Below are 17,717 nucleotides of genomic sequence, written 5' to 3' on the forward strand. Positions count from 1 at the left end.
TCCCCCTGATGTTGATGCCTGATTTTTATAATGATTTCAAGACTGCCTTGCGTTGCTTTGAAGCTGCTTTGCGCGGCCCGTGCACGCCATGTTCGCCGCCATACAGATAGGCGGCGATGACGTCGCTCAAGCGGCCCGCTTTTTCTACGTTCTTTTTGTTCGATACCATCAGCGCCACGGCAAGCGCCTCGATCATGGCCAGCGCCGTGCTGGCGCTGCTGGGCAAGACGGGATGCGTGCTTTGCGCATACAGCGCGTGGTCGGCCAGTTCGGCCAGCGGCGACGCGGGCGAGTCGGTGAGCGCCACGATGCAGGTGCCGCGGTCGCGCGCGAAGCTGGCCAGGCCGATGCAGTCGAGCGTGTAGCGGGGGAACGAGATCACCACCAGCACGTCCCGCGCCGTCAGGTTGACCAGGTGGCCGGCCGCCACTTCCGAGCCGCCGATGCCAGCCACTTCCACCACATGCGGGCAAAACGGCTGCAGATGCTGCACCAGCATGCCCGCCAGGTTGGCCGACAGGCCAAAGCCCATCACATACACGACCTTGGCGCGCGTCAGGCGGCGCACCACGGCCTGCATGGAGGGCGGCGACAGGGCATCGGACGTGGCGGCGATGTTCGCGGCAGCATATTCCAGGCTTTGCGTGATGGGCGAGGTGGCGCGCGCCCGCCGTTCTATCGTGCGGCGCAGTTTGTCGACCGGCTGCAACAGCGCCTGCAAGGTCTCCGCCATGGCGCCGCGCATGGCCGAATAATTCTTCTGGCCGATGTCGCGCGCGAAGCGGCTGATGGTGGCCGTCGACACCTGGCAGCTGTCGGCCAGTTCCTCGATGCCCAGCGCCGTCACGCGCATCTGGTTGCGCAGCAGGTAATCGGCGATCTGCCGCTGCGAAGCCGAGCCGCTGGCCAGCACGTGCATCAGCGCCTGCCCCAGCGGCGATTGCGCGAACGCGGCGTCGGGCGACGCCAGCGTGGTGGCAAGTGGCGTGGCGGTGCTGCTGCGGGCAGGACTGGCGGATGCTCTCATATCACTGGCGGCCTGTATTCTTGGGTACTGCGGATCACTGGCGGAAGGCGAAATCGGGTCGCTGGAACTTACTGTACTCATATCAAAAAGAAAACTCAACAAATATTTGTAAAAGGATTTTCATTGATTTACTTCGTGAAAATATTGCTACATAATCGACCGGAATCCATCAACCATGCACCTTTCCGGGGCGCCCACCATGCAAGTACAACAGCATCCCATCTCCACCGCGCACGCCAGCATGTCGTGCCAATTGAGCAGCTTCCACTTCGGCACCGCGGCCGCCACCAGCCGCAGCGGCAAGAAGGTCTACATCCAGGCGGCCCTGCACGCGGACGAGGTGCCGGGCATGCTGGTGTCGCAATTTTTGCGCCGCGAACTGCTGGCGCTGGAAGCGGCCGGCAAGATCCACGGTGAAATCATCCTGGTGCCGGCTGCCAACCCGATCGGCCTGGCGCAAGCCATCCATGGCGCACCGTTCGGCCGCTTCGACCTGACCACGGGCATCAACTTCAACCGCGCCTACCGCCACGTGGCAGATGAACTGAAAACCACGCTGGCTGGCCAGCTGGGGCAGGATGCGCAGGCCAATGTGGCGCTGATACGCGAGCATGCGCGCGCCGCCGTCGCCGCCTGGCGGCCGGGCACGGATGCGGAAACCTTGAAGAAAACCCTGCTGGGCATGGCCATCGACGCCGACATCGTGCTCGACCTGCACTGCGATAACGAGGCGGCCCTGCACATCTATACGGGCACGCCGCTGGCGGCGCAGATCGCGCCGCTGTCCGCGCTCCTGGGCGCGCGCGCCGTGCTGCTGGAACTGGCGGCCGGCGAAGAGCCGTTCGATGAAGCCTGCAGCCGCTTGTGGTGGGATCTCGATACGCACTTCGGCGGCCGCTATCCGATTCCCGCCGCCTGCCTGTCGACCACCGTCGAACTGCGCGGCGAAGTGGAAGTGAGCTACGCCCTGGCCGAGCGCGACGCTGCTGCGCTGCTGCGCTTTCTCGCCATCGAGGGCGTGCTGGAGATAGCCGGTGCCGGCGACGACCTGCCCGCGCCGCAATGCGAGCCGACGCCGCTGGCCGGCGTGGAACCGATCCTCGCGCCGCATCACGGTGTGCTGGTCTACCTGCGCGAAATGGGCGACGTGCTGGCCGCAGGCGACGCGGTGGCCGACCTGATCGATCCGGTCAGCGGCGAGACGACGACCTTGCGCTGTACCGTGCCCGGTGTCTTTTTTGCGCGCAGCGCCCACCGCCACGTTTTGCGCGGCATGAACGTGGGCAAGGTCGCAGGCGCCGTTGCCTACCGCGGCGGCAGCCTGCTGAGCCAATAAGTGACGCCCATGAGAAAATTCAAGCTACCCAATACCTTCGTCCTGCTGTGCGGCATCCTGGCCATGATCGCCGTGGCGACCTGGCTGGTGCCGGGCGGGAAATTCGATACCCAGCTGGTGAACGGCAAGCAGCTGATCATCCCCGGCACGTTTCACTATGTCGACAACAAGCCGCAGGGCCTCGCCGCGCTGATGATGGCGCCCATCAAGGGCTTCGTCGACGCCAGCCTGATCATCGGCTTCGTGCTGATCGTCGGCGGCGCCTTCGCCGTGCTGCAAAAAACGGAAGCCTTCGATTCGCTGATCAAGGCCATCGCCAAGGCGCACACCAGTTCGCGCTTCGTGCGTGCCGCCATCATTCCCGTCTTCTTCACCATGTTCTCGCTGGGCGGGGCCACCTTCGGCATGAACGAAGAAGCGATTCCCTTCATCCTGATCTTCGTGCCGCTGGCCCTGGCCCTGGGCTACGACACCATCACGGGCGTGTCGATTCCCTTCATCGGCTCGCAGGTGGGTTTTTCCGCCGCTTTTTTGAATCCGTTCAACGTCGGCATCGCGCAGGGCATCGCGGGCGTGCCGATCTTTTCCGGCATCGGCTACCGACTGATCGTGTGGGCCATCGCCACGGCGGTCAGCATCGTGTTTTTGATGTGGTACGCGGCGCGCATCAAGCGCCATCCGGAAAAAAGCCCGACCTATTTGCTCGACATCGAAAAACGCAGCGAACACTCGATGGACCTCGACAGCTTTGCCGGCATGACGCGCACGCACCGCGCGGTGCTGTGGATTTTCATGGCGACCTTGCTGACGATGGTCGTCGGCGTCGTCAAGTACGACTGGTTCATCGATGAAATCGCCGCCCTGTTCCTGGTGATGGCCATCGTCGTCGGCCTGGTTGGCCGGCTCGACATGGATAGCCTGGTGGCGTCCTTCGTGCAGGGTGCGCGCGACATGGTCAGCGTGGCGCTGGTGATTGCGCTGGCGCGCGGCACCATGATCCTGGCGCGCGACGCGCAGATTATCGACACCATGCTGCATGCATTGACGCCGCTGGTGGCCTCGTCGAGCCCCGTCTTCGCCGCGCAAAAGATGTTCTTCATGCAGTCGGTGATCAACTTCTTCATCCATTCCGGCAGCGGCCAGGCGGCGCTGACCATGCCCATCATGGCGCCGCTGGCCGACCTGGTGGGCGTGACGCGCCAGACGGCCATCCTGGCCTTCCAGTTCGGCGAATTCACCACGCCGATGATCCCCACGTCCGGCATCACCGTCGGCGTGCTGGCGCTGGCGCGCGTACCGTGGATCACGTGGGCCAAGTGGATGATCCCGCTGCAGCTGATCTACCTGGTGCTGGCGCTGCTGCTATTGATACCACCGTGCCTGATGCACTGGCAGTAAAACGGAGCACGCCATTGACCGATGCCGATGGCAAGCTGAAAAATGCTGAGGATGGCGGGAAGCTCGCGTTCCGCCTGGGCTGAAAAGGAAACGGGGGCGCCGCCCGTTCCGATTGCCGCTGATGCTGTACTGCTTGCTGCTGGTGCGATGGTGACTACGGATGCTGCTGATTCTGCCTCGATTGCATGGCCGCGCTTACAGGGCGGCTTTTTCTTCGGCGCTCAAACGCTTGGCGCTGACGTACACGGTGTGCATGGTGGCTTGATCGGCGCTGGCGACGAGGGCGGCGGAAGCGGCCGGTGCGGCGCGGAACTTCGGCACGGCGGCGGTGGCCAGGCTGGTGGCGGCGGCGACGGCGATGATGGCAACGAAGATGGCTTCCATGTTTTTAGCGATGTTCATGATGGTGTCCTTTGGGTGGCTGGTTGTGTGCTGCGATGATTGAACTGTAGGCCGATCCTCCCTGACCTGCCATCGGATTGCGACAAAACGCCCGATTCGCGGGACAGAATACAAACAGCCCGGATGGAACGCGCAACGGGCCATCGCCGTGGCATTTGACGCTTGCCAGCCCCATTCCTGGCCATTTCAGCGCCCTGCGCGCCCCTAAAAGCCCTACCGCCGGCCAACCTTGTTTATAATCGCCGTACACTAAAGGACTTCTTTCATGACTGATCAATTCTCCAAAAAGGGCGAAGCCTGGTCGGCCCGGTTTTCCGAACCGGTCTCGGACCTCGTCAAGCGCTACACAGCTTCTGTATTTTTTGACAAGCGCCTGGCGCTGTTCGACATCGAAGGTTCGCTGGCCCATGCGGAAATGCTGCATGCGCAAGCCATCATCAGCCCTGCCGACTACGCGGAAATCCAGCGCGGCATGGGGCAAATCTCGCAGGAAATCGCCAGCGGCCAGTTCGAATGGCTGCTGGACCTGGAAGACGTCCACCTGAATATTGAAAAACGCCTGACCGAACTGGTAGGCGACGCGGGCAAGCGCCTGCACACGGGCCGCTCGCGCAACGACCAGGTGGCCACCGACATCCGCCTGTACGTGCGCTCCGCCATCGACGACATCACCGCCCTGCTGGCGACCTTCCGCAGCGCGCTGACGGATCTGGCCGAGCAGCATGCCGACACCATCATGCCGGGCTTTACCCATATGCAGGTGGCCCAGCCGATCACCTTCGGCCACCACATGCTGGCGTATGTCGAAATGTTCGGCCGCGACGCCGAACGCATGGCCGACTGCCGCAAGCGCGTCAACCGCCTGCCGCTGGGCGCCGCCGCCCTGGCCGGCACCACCTTCCCGATCGACCGCCTGCGCGTGGCAAAAACGCTGGGCTTTGACGACGTGTGCCACAACTCGCTCGACGCCGTCTCGGACCGCGATTTCGCCATCGAATTTTGCGCCGCCTCCGCCGTGCTGATGATGCACGTGTCGCGCATGGCCGAAGAATTGGTGATCTGGATGAGCCCACGCATCGGCTTCATCGACATCGCCGACCGCTTCTGCACCGGCTCGTCGATCATGCCGCAAAAGAAAAACCCGGACGTGCCGGAACTGGCGCGTGGCAAGACGGGCCGCGTGTATGGCCACCTGACTGGCCTCTTGACCCTGATGAAAGGCCAGCCGCTGGCCTACAACAAGGACAACCAGGAAGACAAGGAACCGCTGTTCGACACCGTCGACACCGTCATCGACACCCTGCGCATCTTCGCCGACATGGCTGGCGGCATCACGGTGAAACCGGAAGCGATGCGCGCGGCGGCCCTGCAAGGCTACGCGACGGCAACGGACCTGGCCGACTACCTGGTCAAGAAGGGCTTGCCGTTCCGCGACGCCCATGAAGCGGTGGCCCTGGCCGTGCGCGCCTGCGTCGATGCCGGTTGCGACCTGGCCGACCTGTCGCTCGAGCAGCTGCGCGCGTTTTCCCCGTTGACGGACGAAGACGTGTTTGCCGTGCTGACCCTGGAAGGTTCTGTCGCCGCGCGCGACCACGTGGGTGGCACCGCGCCACGCCAGGTACGCGCCGCGATCACCCGCGTGCGTACGCAGCTGGAAAAATAAACGGCGCCTGCGCCTTCGGACGCCCCGCTACTTAGCGGCAGCAGAGCCTTTTTCATTGCGCGACGATTTTCGACAGCACGGAAAAAGCCGCCCCCGTCTGCGACGCCTCCAGCAGCAAGGTCAGTTCCGTATACGTGCAAATGATGTTGATCAGGTTAATCCGCTCCCACGCCAGGCGCTTGAGGATGGCGTGATACACGCCCGGCGTATAGCAGGTCTCTGGCGCCAGGTGCAAGGTCACGGCCGTCACGCGCTCCAGGCGCGCCAGTTCCTGCTCTTCGCCGAACACCTCTTCCACCAGCGCATGCAACGAACGGCTGCAGATCACCATCACCTCGTTGACGCCGCGCGTGACGGTAATGAAGGTACCGCGCTGGGGTGCTGCCAGCGCCAGCAACTGGCGCTGGCAGTCATAGGTCTGGTCGGAATAGCGGTAGGTAAAAATCATCAATTCGCTGCGCGTGGACAGCTCTCCCGCGCGGTGCGCCAGTACGATCTCGCCGCTTTTCTGCTGCGGCATTCGCTCGGCCAGGCGGCGCAGCGCCATCACCACGGCGGCCTGCCCCACCGGTTTCCACAGGTCGCTCTGCAATTGCGGTTGCAGCTGGCGCGCCAGTTCCGACAGGTTCAGCAAACCACGGCCCAATCCCTCGCTGAGAAAGGCCGATTCCATCACGATCTGTTCCACTTTGGTCGCTATCGAAAGCATAGTTCTTCGGGCCGGTGATTCCGGTGCACGCACCAGGAGCCGGCAACCCTTCCTGAAAAAAGGATGCACTGCGCCAGCGGCCACGCCGGGCGGCGCGGTCGGACTCGCGGAAAAGAACCCCCTCGCGGGGGGAAAGCCGGCTGGCGGCGGCTAGGAAGGCGGATGCAGCATGAATGCCGCTCCAGAGGGGAAATGGCTGAAACCAACAGCAGAAAACAGAACTGACGTCATGTGAAACTCCCGATTTTTTTCCCGATGCGCTGTATCTGGACGCGGTCATTGCCGCGTGCGCTTTTTTTGTCTTCGCGTGGTCCGCAGGGAACAACGCGAAGAGCTAGTGTAGATCGCAACATTTAGAAAAGGCAACAGTGTTTTTCCAACAGAACGCTCCATTAGGGGAAGTAGTCCATAACAAAAGTTGCAGCTTGTGGTAGATCAAACTTTCCAACGATGCGACGCCGGTAAATGTTCAATTCTTAACAAAAAATCGTCGAGTGACCCATTTCTTGAATTTTTTGACATGGCGATCTCGACAAGTTTAGTGTCCCCCTACCCGGCGTCATGCCACCACAAAACGGCAGGCTATCCGCCCGCCGCCAGGCACGCCGGGGTGGCCATCAGGCATCGCGGCCAGCTCATTCACCATTTCCTTAACCGATACCCTGGAGCAGAAATGAATTTACGTTTGACAATAGTTGCCGCATCCATCGCCGCCCTGCCGCTGATGGCCACCACGGCAGACGCCGCCACGCCGCTGCCACAGACCCTGATGGCCGCCCCGGTCGCCCTGGCTTCTCCACAAGAGACCGCCAGCCTGGTCAACAAGCTGGCCGCGCAAGCGCGCAGCCGTGGCCTGAATACCGAACATGGCTTTGCCGTCGGCGCCCAGCATCCTGGCGTCAGCGGCACGCGCGTGAGCCGCGTACAGCACACCTACAAGGGCTTGCCCGTCTTCGGTTCCGAAACGGTCGTGGTCAGCAACAGCGCCGGCGACATCGTCAGCGAATCCGTGTCGGACCGCGCGTCCGGCCTCGGTAGCGGCGGCGTCAATTCCGTCACCCGCAGCGCCACCACCGATATCGACACCACGCCGGCCGTCAGCGCCGCCGCCGCCATCGCCGCCGCCGTGAATAACATCGGCGTGCGAGGCGTCGACCACGTGCCGCCGCATGCCCAGCTGCTGATCTACCCCGTCATGAAAACCGTGCGCGTGGCCGGTGCCGAAAATAAATCGGAAGCCGCGCTGAACGCCCTCGACGTGCAGGACGTGGTCGACCACTACGAGCTGGCCTACCTGGTGCAGACGCGCATGATCAGCGGCAGCAAGCCGGTCTACTACGACACCGTCGTCAGCGCCAAGGATGGCCGCATCCTGCGTCAATGGAAAGCCCTGAAAACCGTGGCCGGCATCGGCAACAGCCAGTACAACGGCCAGGTGCCGCTCAACACCACGCTCACGGGCAGCACCTACACCATGAAGGACCCCAGCCGCGGCACGGGCGGCAGCTTCGGCGGCATGGCCATCACGAATGCCAACCACGGCACCACCTCGGGCAGCGTGTACAGCAGCACCAGCAATACCTGGGGCGACGGCCAGCAATACATCAACGGCGGCAGCACCACCAACGCCAACGGCCAGACGGCGGCCGTGAACGCGATGTGGGGCTTGATGAACACCTACGACACGCACAAGAATGTGCTGGGCTGGTCCAGCCTGGACGGCAACAACACGGCCACCCACATCGCCGCCCACGTCAATACGGCCTACGACAACGCCTACTACGACAGCAGCTGCAAGTGCATGTACATCGGCGACGGCGGCAGCTCGTTCAACAACCTCGGTTCCATCGACGTGATCGGCCATGAAATGGGTCACGGCATCACGGACGCCACCTCGGGCCTGATCTACTCGCAGGAGTCGGGCGGCTTGAACGAATCGAGCTCGGACATCGCCGGCGAAATGGTGGAAGCGTATGCGCGCGCCGGCGGCACGGGCACCACGATTCCCAACACGGGCAACGATTGGATGACGGGCAAGGAAATCGCCAAGAATGGCCAGCCGCTGCGCTGGCTGTACAAGCCGAGCAAGGATGGCAGCAGCCCGAATGCGTGGAGCAGCTCCATCAAGAACCTCGACGTCCACTACAGCAGCGGCCCGAACAACCGCATGTTCTACTTCCTGTCGCAAGGTTCGAACTCCACGTCCAGCAGCGACTACTACAGCTCCTACCTGAACAAGAGCCCGCTGGCCATGACCGGTATCGGCAGCGACAAGGCTTACCGCATCTGGTTCAAGGCAGCCACCACCAAGTTCACCTCGTCGACCAACTATGCCGACGCGCGCAACAAGGTGCTGCAGGCGGCCGAGGAACTGTATGGCGTGGGCAGCGCCGAGTCTATCGCCGTCAAGCGCGCGTATGCGGCCATCAACGTGGGCACCGACGTCGATGAATCGACGACGGGCGGCGCGGTGACGATCACCAGCCAGCCGGCCAGCATCACCGTCGCACCGGGCGCCACCGCCTCGTTCGCCGTGGGCGCGGGCGGCGGCACTGCACCGTACACCTACAAGTGGTACCGCAACGGCGCCGTGATCAGCGGCGCCACGTCGCCAGCCTACAGTTTCACGGCCGTGGCGGCCGACAGCGGCGCCGTCTTCAAGGCCACGGTGACGGATTCCTCGTCGCCTGCCGTGACGGCCACGTCGAACAACGCCACCCTGACGGTCGGCACGAGCAGCGCCACCGAGCGCGTGACGAACGGCGGCTTCGAGTCCGGCGCCACGGGCTGGAGCGGCACCACGGGCGCCATCGGCACCTTCACGGGCCAAACCGCGTACGAAGGCACGAAGTACGCCTGGCTGGGCGGCAATGGCACCACGGCCAGCGAATCGCTGACGCAAAGCGTGGCCATTCCCGCCGCCGCCACGTCCGCCAGCTTGAGCTTCGCGCTGCATATCGACACGGCCGAAACGGGCAGCACCGTGTACGACAAGCTGGTCGTCACCGTGAAGAACAGCGCCGGTACGGTGCTGGGCACCCTGGCTTCGTACTCGAACGTGAACAAGGCCGCCGGCTACCAGATCCGCACCTTCGACCTGATCGCCTACAAGGGCCAGACCGTGCAGATCTCGTTTGCCGCAACCGAGGATGCATCGCTGCAAACCTCGTTCGTGATCGACAAGGTCAGCCTGGTTACCCAGTAAGCGGCTGAACTGCGGGCAAGCCATCGATACAAGGCTTGCCCGCACGGCACGATTGATTTCCTGGCAATTCCAGTCTACCCTGAGGCAGTGATTGCCTCTTGCCTGCTGCCGGTACCCGCGACGAATTGAACTTTTTTTGGATTGTTCCTGACCGATGCCTACTTCGACCTTGTCCGCACGCGCTGTCCCCTTTTCACATCACCCCATTTTCACGCCCCAGGCCATCACCATGCTCGCCTGAGCCGACGATGCAGTTCCACCTCCAGGTGCAGGGCCCGGCGGGTAGCCAGGCGCTGGCCATCGACGCCGCCAGCGAAGCCGAGGCGATCCGCGCGGCCGTGCGCGGCGGCTGGCGCGTGCTGGCCGTCGACGCTGGCGCCACGTCAGACACGGGCGCCGCGGCGCTGCGTCCCGGCAAACAGGGCCTGCCCCTGCTGCAATTCAGCCAGGAGCTGCTGGCCCTGCTCGAAGCGGGCCTGAACCTGGGCGAGGCCATGGCCACCTTGCACAACAAGGAAACGCGCGCGGGCGCCAAGGCCACCCTGGCCGCCATCGTGCTCACCCTGCAGCAGGGCCTAAGCTTTTCCGACACCCTGGCCGGTTTTCCCGACATCTTCCCCGATATTTACATCGCCACCGTGCACGCGGCCGAACGCTCGGGCAACCTGCCCGAGGCGCTGGCGCGCTTCGTCGCCTACCAGCTGCAGTTCGACGCCATCCGCAAAAAACTCATTTCCGCCGCCATCTACCCGTGCATGCTGCTCGTCGTCGGCGGCCTCGTGACCCTGTTCCTGCTCGGCTACGTGGTGCCGAAGTTCAGCGTTGTCTACGAAAGCTCGGGCCGCGAGATTCCGTGGATGTCGCAAATGCTGCTCGGCTTTGGCCAGACCCTGGCCGCGCATCCGTTGCTGTGCGCCGGCGCGCTGGCCGCCGTGGTCGGCGCCGTGGTCTTCGGCATCGCCAACCGCGCCATGCGCATGGCGCTGGTGCTGCGCCTCTTGCGCCTGCCCGTGCTGGCCGGGAAGGCGGCGGAATTTCGCCTGGCCCGCTTCTACCGCGCCCTCAGCCTGCTGCTGCACGCCGGCATCCCGCTGCACAAGGCACTGGCCATGGTCGCGCCCATGCTGCTGCCGGCGCAGCAGGAGCAGCTGGCGCAGGCGCGCCGCGCGGTGCAGGAAGGCATGCCGTTTTCCACGGCACTGGAACAGGCCGGCATGGCCACGCCGGTGGCGCAATCGCTGCTGAAAGTGGGAGAGAACACGGGCCGACTGGGCGACATGCTGGAACGCTCGGCCAAGTTCCACGACGAGGAATTCGCCCGCTGGGTGGACTGGGCGTCGCGCCTGCTCGAACCGCTCTTGATGACCATCATCGGCGTCGTCATCGGCGGCGTGGTGGTGCTGATGTACATGCCGATCTTTGAACTGGCCGGGAGCTTATCGTGAGGGTCATGACATGAACGCACGCGACGAAGAACGGGCCGTGCTCGATGCGGCCATGCTGCGCCGCGCCCACGCCAGCGCGCTGGAACAGGGCCGCCCGCAGATGGCCGTGCTGCAGGAAACGGCGGCCCTGCCGCCCGAAGTCTTCTTGCGCCAGCTGGCCGCCCTGTTCCGCTACCCGGCCTGGACGATGGCCGAGCTGCAGGCCGCCTTGCCCGCCTTTGGCCTGCTGCCCTACACGGATTGCGCCCAGCGCGACTGCGTGCTGCTGCAGCCAGGCGTTCCCGGCGCGCCGCCCGTGCTCGTCATTGGCAACCCGTTTGCCGAAGACTTGCTGCAGTGGGCCGACTTCGCCCTGTCCACGCCCTTCACGGTGGCGCTGGCCCACCCGGACGACCTGGCCGCCTATCTGCTGCAGCAGGAAAGCGTGCAGCAGGCGATGCAGGAAATGCAGCACGGGGATGACATTCCAGGGCTGGACCAGAGCATCGAGGATATCTCGCTCATTCGCATCAGCGAGGACAGCAGCCCGGTGGTGAAACTGGTGAACTCCACCATCTACGACGCCCTGAAATTCCAGGCCAGCGACATCCACCTCGAATGCGACGTGGCCAGCCTGGTCATCAAATACCGCGTCGACGGCGTGCTGGTGCAGGCGGGCCAGGTACAGGGGCTGGCGATGGCCGAACAGATCATCTCGCGTATCAAGGTCATGGCCGATCTCGACATCGCCGAGCGGCGCATCCCCCAGGATGGCCGCTTCAAGGTGCGTGTGAAAGGGGCGGAGATCGATTTTCGCGTTTCCATCATGCCCAATATCTTTGGCGAGGATGCCGTGCTGCGCCTGCTGGACCGGCGCGCGCTGACGGAGGCGGCGCAGGCGCTGCGCCTGGAAAGCCTGGGCCTGAACGAGGACGCCATCGAGCAGATCCGCCGCCTGGCCGCCAAGCCGCACGGCATGCTGCTGGTGACGGGCCCCACGGGTTCCGGCAAGACCACCACCCTGTACGCGGCCATCACGGAAATCAACACGGGGCGCGACAAGATCGTCACCATCGAAGACCCCGTCGAATACCGCTTGCCGCGCGTGCTGCAGATTCCCGTCAACGAAAAGAAGGGGCTGACGTTTGCGCGCGGCCTGCGTTCCATCCTGCGCCATGACCCCGACAAGATCATGATCGGCGAAATCCGCGACGATGAAACGGCGCAGATCGCCGTGCAGGCCGCGCTCACGGGTCACCTGGTGTTTACCACCGTGCATGCGAACAACGTCTTTGATGTGGTCGGCCGCTTCCTGCACATGGGCGTCGATGCCTACAGCTTCGCGGCCGCCCTGAACGGCATCGTGGCGCAGCGCCTGCTGCGCCTCAATTGCGCCCATTGCGCCGTCGACGCCAGCGCCGAAGTGCTGGCCGATGCGCAGCAATTGCGCGACAGCGGCCTGGCCCTGCACCAGGTGCAGGACTGGCAGTTCATGGTCGGCAAGGGCTGCGGCCACTGCCGCGGCACCGGCTACAAGGGCCGCAAGGCCGTCGCCGAAGTCTTGATGCTAAGCGACGCGATGCGCGAAATGATCTGCACGCGCGCGCCCCTGAGCCAGATGAAGGAAGAAGCGGCGCGCAACGGTTTCCGTCTGGCGCGCGAAGCGGGCCTGGACCTGGTGCGGCGCGGCGAAACCACTTTAGCGGAGCTCAATCGTGTCACTTATTGAACGCCTTGCCCGCGCCACCGTGTGCCTGCACCTGGCGCCGCACGGGCTGCACGGCGTGCTGCGCCGCGCCGGCCGTCCCGTGACGGACAGCGCCTTCCACCTGCCCATTGCGAATCCCGACGCCAGCTGGGAAGTGGCACTGGCGGCCCTGCGCGGCTGGCTCGAACAGGATGGCGGCAAAAAACTGCCGCTGGCTGTCAGCCTGGCCGGCCGCTGGTGCGCCATGCAAGTGGTGCCGTGGAGCGGCGCCCTGCTCGACCAGGCCAGCGCACAGCGCTTCCTGCATAGCCAGTTCAGCGCCGTGTATGGCGAGGGTGCGCGCGGCTGGCGCCTGGCCGCCGACGACGCGCCCTATGGCAAGCCGCGCCTGGCATGCGGCATCGATGCGGCCCTGCTGCAAGGCGTGCAGGATGCGGCCGCCGCGCATGGCCGGCGCTGCCTGTCCATCGAACCGATCGCCGGACCGGCCTGGCGCAGCATCGCCGGTAGCAAACCGGCCGCCTTCGCCCTGGTGGAAGCGGGCCGGCTGCTGCTGGCAACGACGAGCGCCGGGCGCATCACGGCCCTGCACAGCCAGCCCTGCGCCGCGGACTGGGGTGATGAACTGGACCGGGCGTGGCGGCGCTGGAACTTGCGCGCGCCGCAGCTCGACGCCATCGACCAGGTGGCGCTGATCGACTTGAGCGGCGTCCCGCAAACGAACGTGCCCGAACGCTTCGTGCCCGTCGCCGTGGCCAGCGGTGCCCACCTGATGCGGGAGGCCGCATGGGCCTGAGCCGCCTGGAATTCCTGCCACCTGGAGCGGCGCAGACCTTCAAGGGCTGGCGCCTGGCCCTGTGCCTGGCGGGCGGCTTGATGCTGCTGCCGGCCGCCGTGTACTGGCTGGTGCAGGCGCAGGAAACGCGGCGCCTGGAAGCGCAACTGGCGCAGCTGCAGCCCGCGCGTCCCGTGCGCGCGCCCCTGTCGGCGAGCCAGCAGCGCGAACGCGACCTCGAACTGAAACAGGTAGCTGCCGCCGTGCGCCAGCTCAACCTGCCCGTCACACGCCTGATCAAGACAGTGCAGGCGCCGCGCGACGTGCGCGTGGCCTTGCTGGGACTGGACCTGAACGCGCAGCAGGGACAGGATGGCGCCAGCGTCCTGAAGATCGCCGCCGAAGCGGAAACGCCGCAGGACATGCTCAATTACCTGGCCTTCCTGAACCAGCAGCCGATGTTCAGTTCCGTGTATCTGCTCAAGCACGAGATGAACGTGAACGCCCCCGAACACCCTTACCGTTTTCAGCTGGAGGCGCAATGGCGGCAATAAAACCCGTGTTAAAAGCCGGCACGCCCGTGGCCCGCGCGCGCCTGCAGCTGCATATGCCGCCGCGCCTGACGTGGGAAGCCGCGCGGCTGTGGCGCATGCTGGGCTGGCCCAGTGCCATCGGCGCAGCCTGCCTGGCGCTGGCCGCTTTCGCCATGCAGCAGGGTGATGCCTTGGCACGACGCCAGCAGCAACTGCGCGCGCAACTGGCCATGCCGCCGAGACAGGCGGCACTGCCGCCGGCACCCGTCACGCTCGATGCGGATGCCGACAGCCTGGCCACCTTTCACGCCTACCTTCCCGCGCATGACAGCATTCCCGACCAGTTGAAGGCCTTGCTGGAAGTGGCGCAAAAGAGCGGCGTCACCCTGGCCAAGGCCGACTACAAGCCGCAGGAAGACGGCAACACGGCCTTTTTGCGCTACCAGATCACCCTGCCCGTCAAGGCCGAATACGCGCAGCTGCAAACCTTTATCGTCGACGCCCTGCAAGCGCTGCCCACCCTGACCCTGGACTCCGTGCTCTTCAAGCGCGAGCAGATCGAAGCGGGCGAAATCGACGCGCGCATCCAGTTCATCCTGCTGGTGAAGAAGGCGGAGGTGCGCCGATGAAAAAAGCCGTACTGGGAGCCGCCGCCGTGGCGACCTTGCTGGCCGCCCTGTTCGCGCCAGAGGACGAAGGCAGCATCGTGGGACCGGCCACAGCCACGCCGCGCCAGGTGGAGCGGGTGGCGCCGCCCCCCCTCGTCGTCGCCACTGCCGCTGCTGCGCAAACCAATCGCGCACTGGCCATCGAACCGCGCCGGGGCCTCGACGACGAGGAAGCGGCCACCCTGTTCGCCAAGCAAAGCTGGCAGCCGGAGACGCCGAAAAAGATCATGCTCGACCAGCAGGCGGCCCAGGCCACGCTGCCCGCCGCCCGCGTCGATGCGAATGCGCCGCCACCGCTGCCATTTCAATTCCTCGGCCGCTTTGTCGATGAAGGCAAGGCGGCCTACTTCTTGCAAGCGGGCGAACGCAATGTGGTGGCGCGTCCCGGCGACACGCTCGAAGAGCGTTACCGCTTCGACGGCGTGGTGCAAGGCGCCCTGCAATTTACCTATCTGCCGCTCAATCTGAAACAGACACTCGCCGTAGGGGACCTCAATTGAAACGATGCGCCGCACGTATGTCTCGTCATCTCATCACCCTGCTGCCGGTGCTGTCCCTGCTGGCCGCCTGCGCCGGCAACCAGGCCTACAACGATGGCCAGGCCATGCTGGGCGCGGGCCGCACGGAACAGGGCCTGGCCCTGCTGGAACAGGCGGCGCAGGCCGAACCGACCAACGCCAAGTACCGCATCGCCGTCACGAATGGCAGGATGCGCGCGCTGAACAAGCTGAATGGCCGCGCGGAAGCGCTGCGCCAGCAGGGCAAGCTGCCCGAAGCGCAAGCGCTGTACCAGCAGGCGCTGGCGCTGGACGCCAGCAACGACGTGGCACAGCGGGGCCTGGCCGGCGTGGCGCAGGATGAACGGCACCGCAAGCTGGTGCAGGAAGCGCAGGCCAGCTACCAGCGCGGTGGCGAAGCGAATGTCGCGCAGGCCCAGGAAGCCTTGCGCCAGGTGCTGCAGGAGCGCCCCGCACAGCGCGAGGCGCTGGCACTGAAAAGCCGCATCGGCGAAGCGCAGTCGAAAAGCCTGCCGGCCGGCGGCAAGCTGGCGGCCGCCTACAGGAAACCCGTCACCCTCGAGTTTCGCGACGCTCCGCTGCGCTCCGTGTTCGATTTCATCAGCAAGGTGTCGGGCCTGAACTTCGTCTTCGACAAGGAAGTCGACCCGGCCCTGCGCGCCACGATCTCCGTGCGCGACACCAGCATCGAAGAGGCGATCGCCATGCTGCTGAGCGCCAACCAGCTGGAACAAAGCATCACCAGCGACAAGTCAATCACGATCTACCCGAACACGCCGCAAAAGGTGAAGGATTACCAGCAGCTCGTCGTGCGCACCTTCTTTCTGGCCAATGCCGACGTCAAGACGGTGGCGTTTTCCATCAAGACCCTGCTCAAGGCCAAGGATGTCGTCACCGATGAACGCCTGGGCATCATCATGCTGCGCGATACGCCGGAAATGGTGCGCATGGCCGAGCGCATCATCAATGTGCAAGACCTGGCCGACCCGGAAGTGATGCTGGAAGTCGAGGTGCTGGAAGTCAAGCGCACGCGCCTGATGGAACTGGGCGTGCGCTGGCCGGACCAGGCCAGCCTGACACTGGCCGGCGTCGCAGGCAGCACGGGAGGCCTGGGCGGCCTGAAAGTGGCGGACCTGCACCGCATCAATGGCGACAATATCAACCTGGGCATCGGCGGCGTCACCCTGAACGCCAACAAGACGGACAGCGACAGCAATATCCTCGCCAACCCGCGCATCCGCGTGCGCAACAAGGAAAAAGCCAAGATCCTCATCGGCGACCGCGTGCCCGTCATCACCGTCACGACGAATAACGGCGTCAGCTCCGACAGCGTCAACTACATCGACGTGGGCCTGAAACTCGACGTGGAACCGAACGTCTACCTGGACGACGAAGTAGCCATCAAGATCAACCTGGAAGTGTCGAACGTCGTCAAGGAAGTGATCAGCAAGACGGGCACGCAGGCATACCAGATTGGCACGCGCAGCGCGTCGACCGTGCTGCGCCTCAAGGATGGCGAGACCCAGGTGCTGGCAGGCCTGATCAGCGACGAAGACCGGGGCACGGCCAACAAGGTGCCGGGCGTGGGCGAACTGCCCGTGCTGAACCGTTTGTTCGGCAGCCAGAAGGACGACGCCATGCGCAGCGAGATCGTGCTGTCGATCACGCCGCGCCTGCTGCGCAGCATCCGCCGCCCGGACCTGATGACGGCCGAATTCAACTCGGGCACCGAAGCATCCGTGGGCGGACGCGCCAGCGTGGGCGGCGCCCCCGAGGTCATCGCCGCCCCCGAGCAAGCCCCGGCGCGCAGCGGCTCGCCCATGACGGGCGGCGACGAGGCGCCCGCCGCCGGCGAAAAATCAGGCAAGGGTGGCCAGTGAAGCCAAGGGGATTTACCTTCATCGAGCTGATGATCACCCTGGCCATCATGGCGACCCTGGCCACGGTGGCCGTGCCGATGGCGCAGGTGGCCTTGCAACGGTCCAAGGAGCAGCAATTGCGCAGCGCCCTGATCGAGATGCGCGAAGCGATCGATGCCTACAAGCGCGCGTCGGACAATGGCCGCATCAAGCTGTCGCTGGGTTCATCCGGCTATCCGAAAAAGCTCGATGAACTGGTCGAGGGCGTCCCCGACCAGCGCAGCCCATCGAAGCAGAACATCTATTTCCTTCGCCGCTTGCCGCGCGACCCGTTCCAGCCCAGGGAAGAAGGCAGCGCGGCCGACAGCTGGAGCAAGCGCGCCTATGCCTCGCCGCCCGACAACCCCAGCGAAGGCGAGGACGTGTTCGACATCGCCTCGCGCTCGACCAAGGTGGGCCTGAACGGCGTGCCGCTCAATCAATGGTGAACCC

General features: G+C 64.8%; 15 protein-coding genes. 12 read left to right on the plus strand and 3 right to left on the minus strand.

The window, feature by feature from the left end; all coding sequences use genetic code 11:
* Positions 1–25: 25 nt before the first annotated feature.
* On the minus strand, positions 26–1,027 hold the full coding sequence (locus tag AC4BCN_RS26240) for a MurR/RpiR family transcriptional regulator (RefSeq protein ID WP_490492100.1): 1,002 nt from the start codon (positions 1,025–1,027) through the stop codon (positions 26–28).
* A gap of 199 nt (positions 1,028–1,226) precedes the next feature.
* Here AC4BCN_RS26240 and AC4BCN_RS26245 point away from each other — a divergent pair, with 199 nt between their 5' ends.
* Positions 1,227–2,363 carry a succinylglutamate desuccinylase/aspartoacylase family protein gene (locus AC4BCN_RS26245; protein ID WP_490492101.1) on the plus strand — a complete coding sequence of 379 codons (1,137 nt, stop codon included), beginning with the start codon at positions 1,227–1,229 and terminating at the stop codon, positions 2,361–2,363.
* Positions 2,364–2,372: 9 nt separating this feature from the next.
* Positions 2,373–3,761, plus strand: coding sequence for a YfcC family protein (locus tag AC4BCN_RS26250; RefSeq protein WP_034746426.1), 1,389 nt, complete (start codon positions 2,373–2,375; stop codon positions 3,759–3,761).
* A 195-nt stretch (positions 3,762–3,956) separates the two neighbouring features.
* Here AC4BCN_RS26250 and AC4BCN_RS26255 read toward each other — a convergent pair whose 3' ends face one another.
* Entirely contained in the window at positions 3,957–4,163 is a 207-nt protein-coding gene (locus AC4BCN_RS26255; RefSeq protein WP_128141869.1) for a hypothetical protein, read from the minus strand.
* A gap of 265 nt (positions 4,164–4,428) precedes the next feature.
* Between AC4BCN_RS26255 and argH the strand changes: the two genes are divergently transcribed.
* Entirely contained in the window at positions 4,429–5,826 is a 1,398-nt protein-coding gene (gene argH, locus AC4BCN_RS26260; RefSeq protein ID WP_139090710.1) for an argininosuccinate lyase, read from the plus strand.
* A gap of 52 nt (positions 5,827–5,878) precedes the next feature.
* On the opposite strand, the gene AC4BCN_RS26265 is transcribed toward argH, so the two are convergent.
* Complete coding sequence (locus tag AC4BCN_RS26265) at positions 5,879–6,535, minus strand: hypothetical protein (RefSeq protein ID WP_139090708.1); 657 nt, start codon at positions 6,533–6,535, stop codon at positions 5,879–5,881.
* A 673-nt stretch (positions 6,536–7,208) separates the two neighbouring features.
* Between AC4BCN_RS26265 and AC4BCN_RS26270 the strand changes: the two genes are divergently transcribed.
* The 9 genes from AC4BCN_RS26270 to AC4BCN_RS26310 all read left to right on the plus strand — a co-directional run bounded on the left by AC4BCN_RS26270 (position 7,209) and on the right by AC4BCN_RS26310 (position 17,713).
* A complete protein-coding gene (locus AC4BCN_RS26270; RefSeq protein ID WP_456147766.1) occupies positions 7,209–9,740 on the plus strand; it encodes a M4 family metallopeptidase in 2,532 nt (843 codons plus the stop codon).
* A gap of 248 nt (positions 9,741–9,988) precedes the next feature.
* On the plus strand, positions 9,989–11,185 hold the full coding sequence (locus tag AC4BCN_RS26275) for a type II secretion system F family protein (protein WP_490492102.1): 1,197 nt from the start codon (positions 9,989–9,991) through the stop codon (positions 11,183–11,185).
* A gap of 10 nt (positions 11,186–11,195) precedes the next feature.
* Entirely contained in the window at positions 11,196–12,893 is a 1,698-nt protein-coding gene (locus AC4BCN_RS26280; RefSeq protein WP_490492103.1) for a GspE/PulE family protein, read from the plus strand.
* Positions 12,880–13,668 carry a hypothetical protein gene (locus AC4BCN_RS26285; protein WP_490492104.1) on the plus strand — a complete coding sequence of 263 codons (789 nt, stop codon included), beginning with the start codon at positions 12,880–12,882 and terminating at the stop codon, positions 13,666–13,668. The genes AC4BCN_RS26280 and AC4BCN_RS26285 overlap by 14 nt, the downstream gene beginning before the upstream one ends.
* Positions 13,659–14,201: a hypothetical protein gene (locus tag AC4BCN_RS26290; protein WP_490492105.1), complete on the plus strand. Its 543-nt coding sequence runs from the start codon at positions 13,659–13,661 to the stop codon at positions 14,199–14,201. The genes AC4BCN_RS26285 and AC4BCN_RS26290 overlap by 10 nt, the downstream gene beginning before the upstream one ends.
* Positions 14,189–14,809 carry a hypothetical protein gene (locus AC4BCN_RS26295; protein WP_490492106.1) on the plus strand — a complete coding sequence of 207 codons (621 nt, stop codon included), beginning with the start codon at positions 14,189–14,191 and terminating at the stop codon, positions 14,807–14,809. Before AC4BCN_RS26290 ends, AC4BCN_RS26295 begins: the two co-directional genes overlap by 13 nt.
* Complete coding sequence (locus AC4BCN_RS26300; protein WP_490492107.1) at positions 14,806–15,348, plus strand: hypothetical protein; 543 nt, start codon at positions 14,806–14,808, stop codon at positions 15,346–15,348. The genes AC4BCN_RS26295 and AC4BCN_RS26300 overlap by 4 nt, the downstream gene beginning before the upstream one ends.
* A 17-nt stretch (positions 15,349–15,365) precedes the next feature.
* Entirely contained in the window at positions 15,366–17,246 is a 1,881-nt protein-coding gene (locus tag AC4BCN_RS26305; protein ID WP_490492108.1) for a secretin GspD/PilQ domain-containing protein, read from the plus strand.
* On the plus strand, positions 17,243–17,713 hold the full coding sequence (locus tag AC4BCN_RS26310; protein ID WP_490492109.1) for a type II secretion system protein: 471 nt from the start codon (positions 17,243–17,245) through the stop codon (positions 17,711–17,713). The genes AC4BCN_RS26305 and AC4BCN_RS26310 overlap by 4 nt, the downstream gene beginning before the upstream one ends.
* The last annotated feature ends 4 nt before the right edge of the window (positions 17,714–17,717 follow it).

The organism is Janthinobacterium sp. Bl 1 (genome assembly GCF_058215535.1).

Excerpts from the sequence above, each read along its gene's own strand:
- AC4BCN_RS26240 (WP_490492100.1), bottom strand. The coding sequence starts at position 1,027 with ATGAGAGCATCCGCCAGTCCTGCCCGCAGCAGCACCGCCACGCCACTT.
- AC4BCN_RS26245 (WP_490492101.1), top strand. The coding sequence starts at position 1,227 with ATGCAAGTACAACAGCATCCCATCTCCACCGCGCACGCCAGCATGTCG.
- AC4BCN_RS26250 (WP_034746426.1), top strand. The coding sequence starts at position 2,373 with ATGAGAAAATTCAAGCTACCCAATACCTTCGTCCTGCTGTGCGGCATC.
- AC4BCN_RS26255 (WP_128141869.1), bottom strand. The coding sequence starts at position 4,163 with ATGAACATCGCTAAAAACATGGAAGCCATCTTCGTTGCCATCATCGCC.
- argH (WP_139090710.1), top strand. The coding sequence starts at position 4,429 with ATGACTGATCAATTCTCCAAAAAGGGCGAAGCCTGGTCGGCCCGGTTT.
- AC4BCN_RS26265 (WP_139090708.1), bottom strand. The coding sequence starts at position 6,535 with ATGCTTTCGATAGCGACCAAAGTGGAACAGATCGTGATGGAATCGGCC.
- AC4BCN_RS26270 (WP_456147766.1), top strand. The coding sequence starts at position 7,209 with ATGAATTTACGTTTGACAATAGTTGCCGCATCCATCGCCGCCCTGCCG.
- AC4BCN_RS26275 (WP_490492102.1), top strand. The coding sequence starts at position 9,989 with ATGCAGTTCCACCTCCAGGTGCAGGGCCCGGCGGGTAGCCAGGCGCTG.
- AC4BCN_RS26280 (WP_490492103.1), top strand. The coding sequence starts at position 11,196 with ATGAACGCACGCGACGAAGAACGGGCCGTGCTCGATGCGGCCATGCTG.
- AC4BCN_RS26290 (WP_490492105.1), top strand. The coding sequence starts at position 13,659 with ATGGGCCTGAGCCGCCTGGAATTCCTGCCACCTGGAGCGGCGCAGACC.
- AC4BCN_RS26295 (WP_490492106.1), top strand. The coding sequence starts at position 14,189 with ATGGCGGCAATAAAACCCGTGTTAAAAGCCGGCACGCCCGTGGCCCGC.
- AC4BCN_RS26300 (WP_490492107.1), top strand. The coding sequence starts at position 14,806 with ATGAAAAAAGCCGTACTGGGAGCCGCCGCCGTGGCGACCTTGCTGGCC.
- AC4BCN_RS26305 (WP_490492108.1), top strand. The coding sequence starts at position 15,366 with ATGTCTCGTCATCTCATCACCCTGCTGCCGGTGCTGTCCCTGCTGGCC.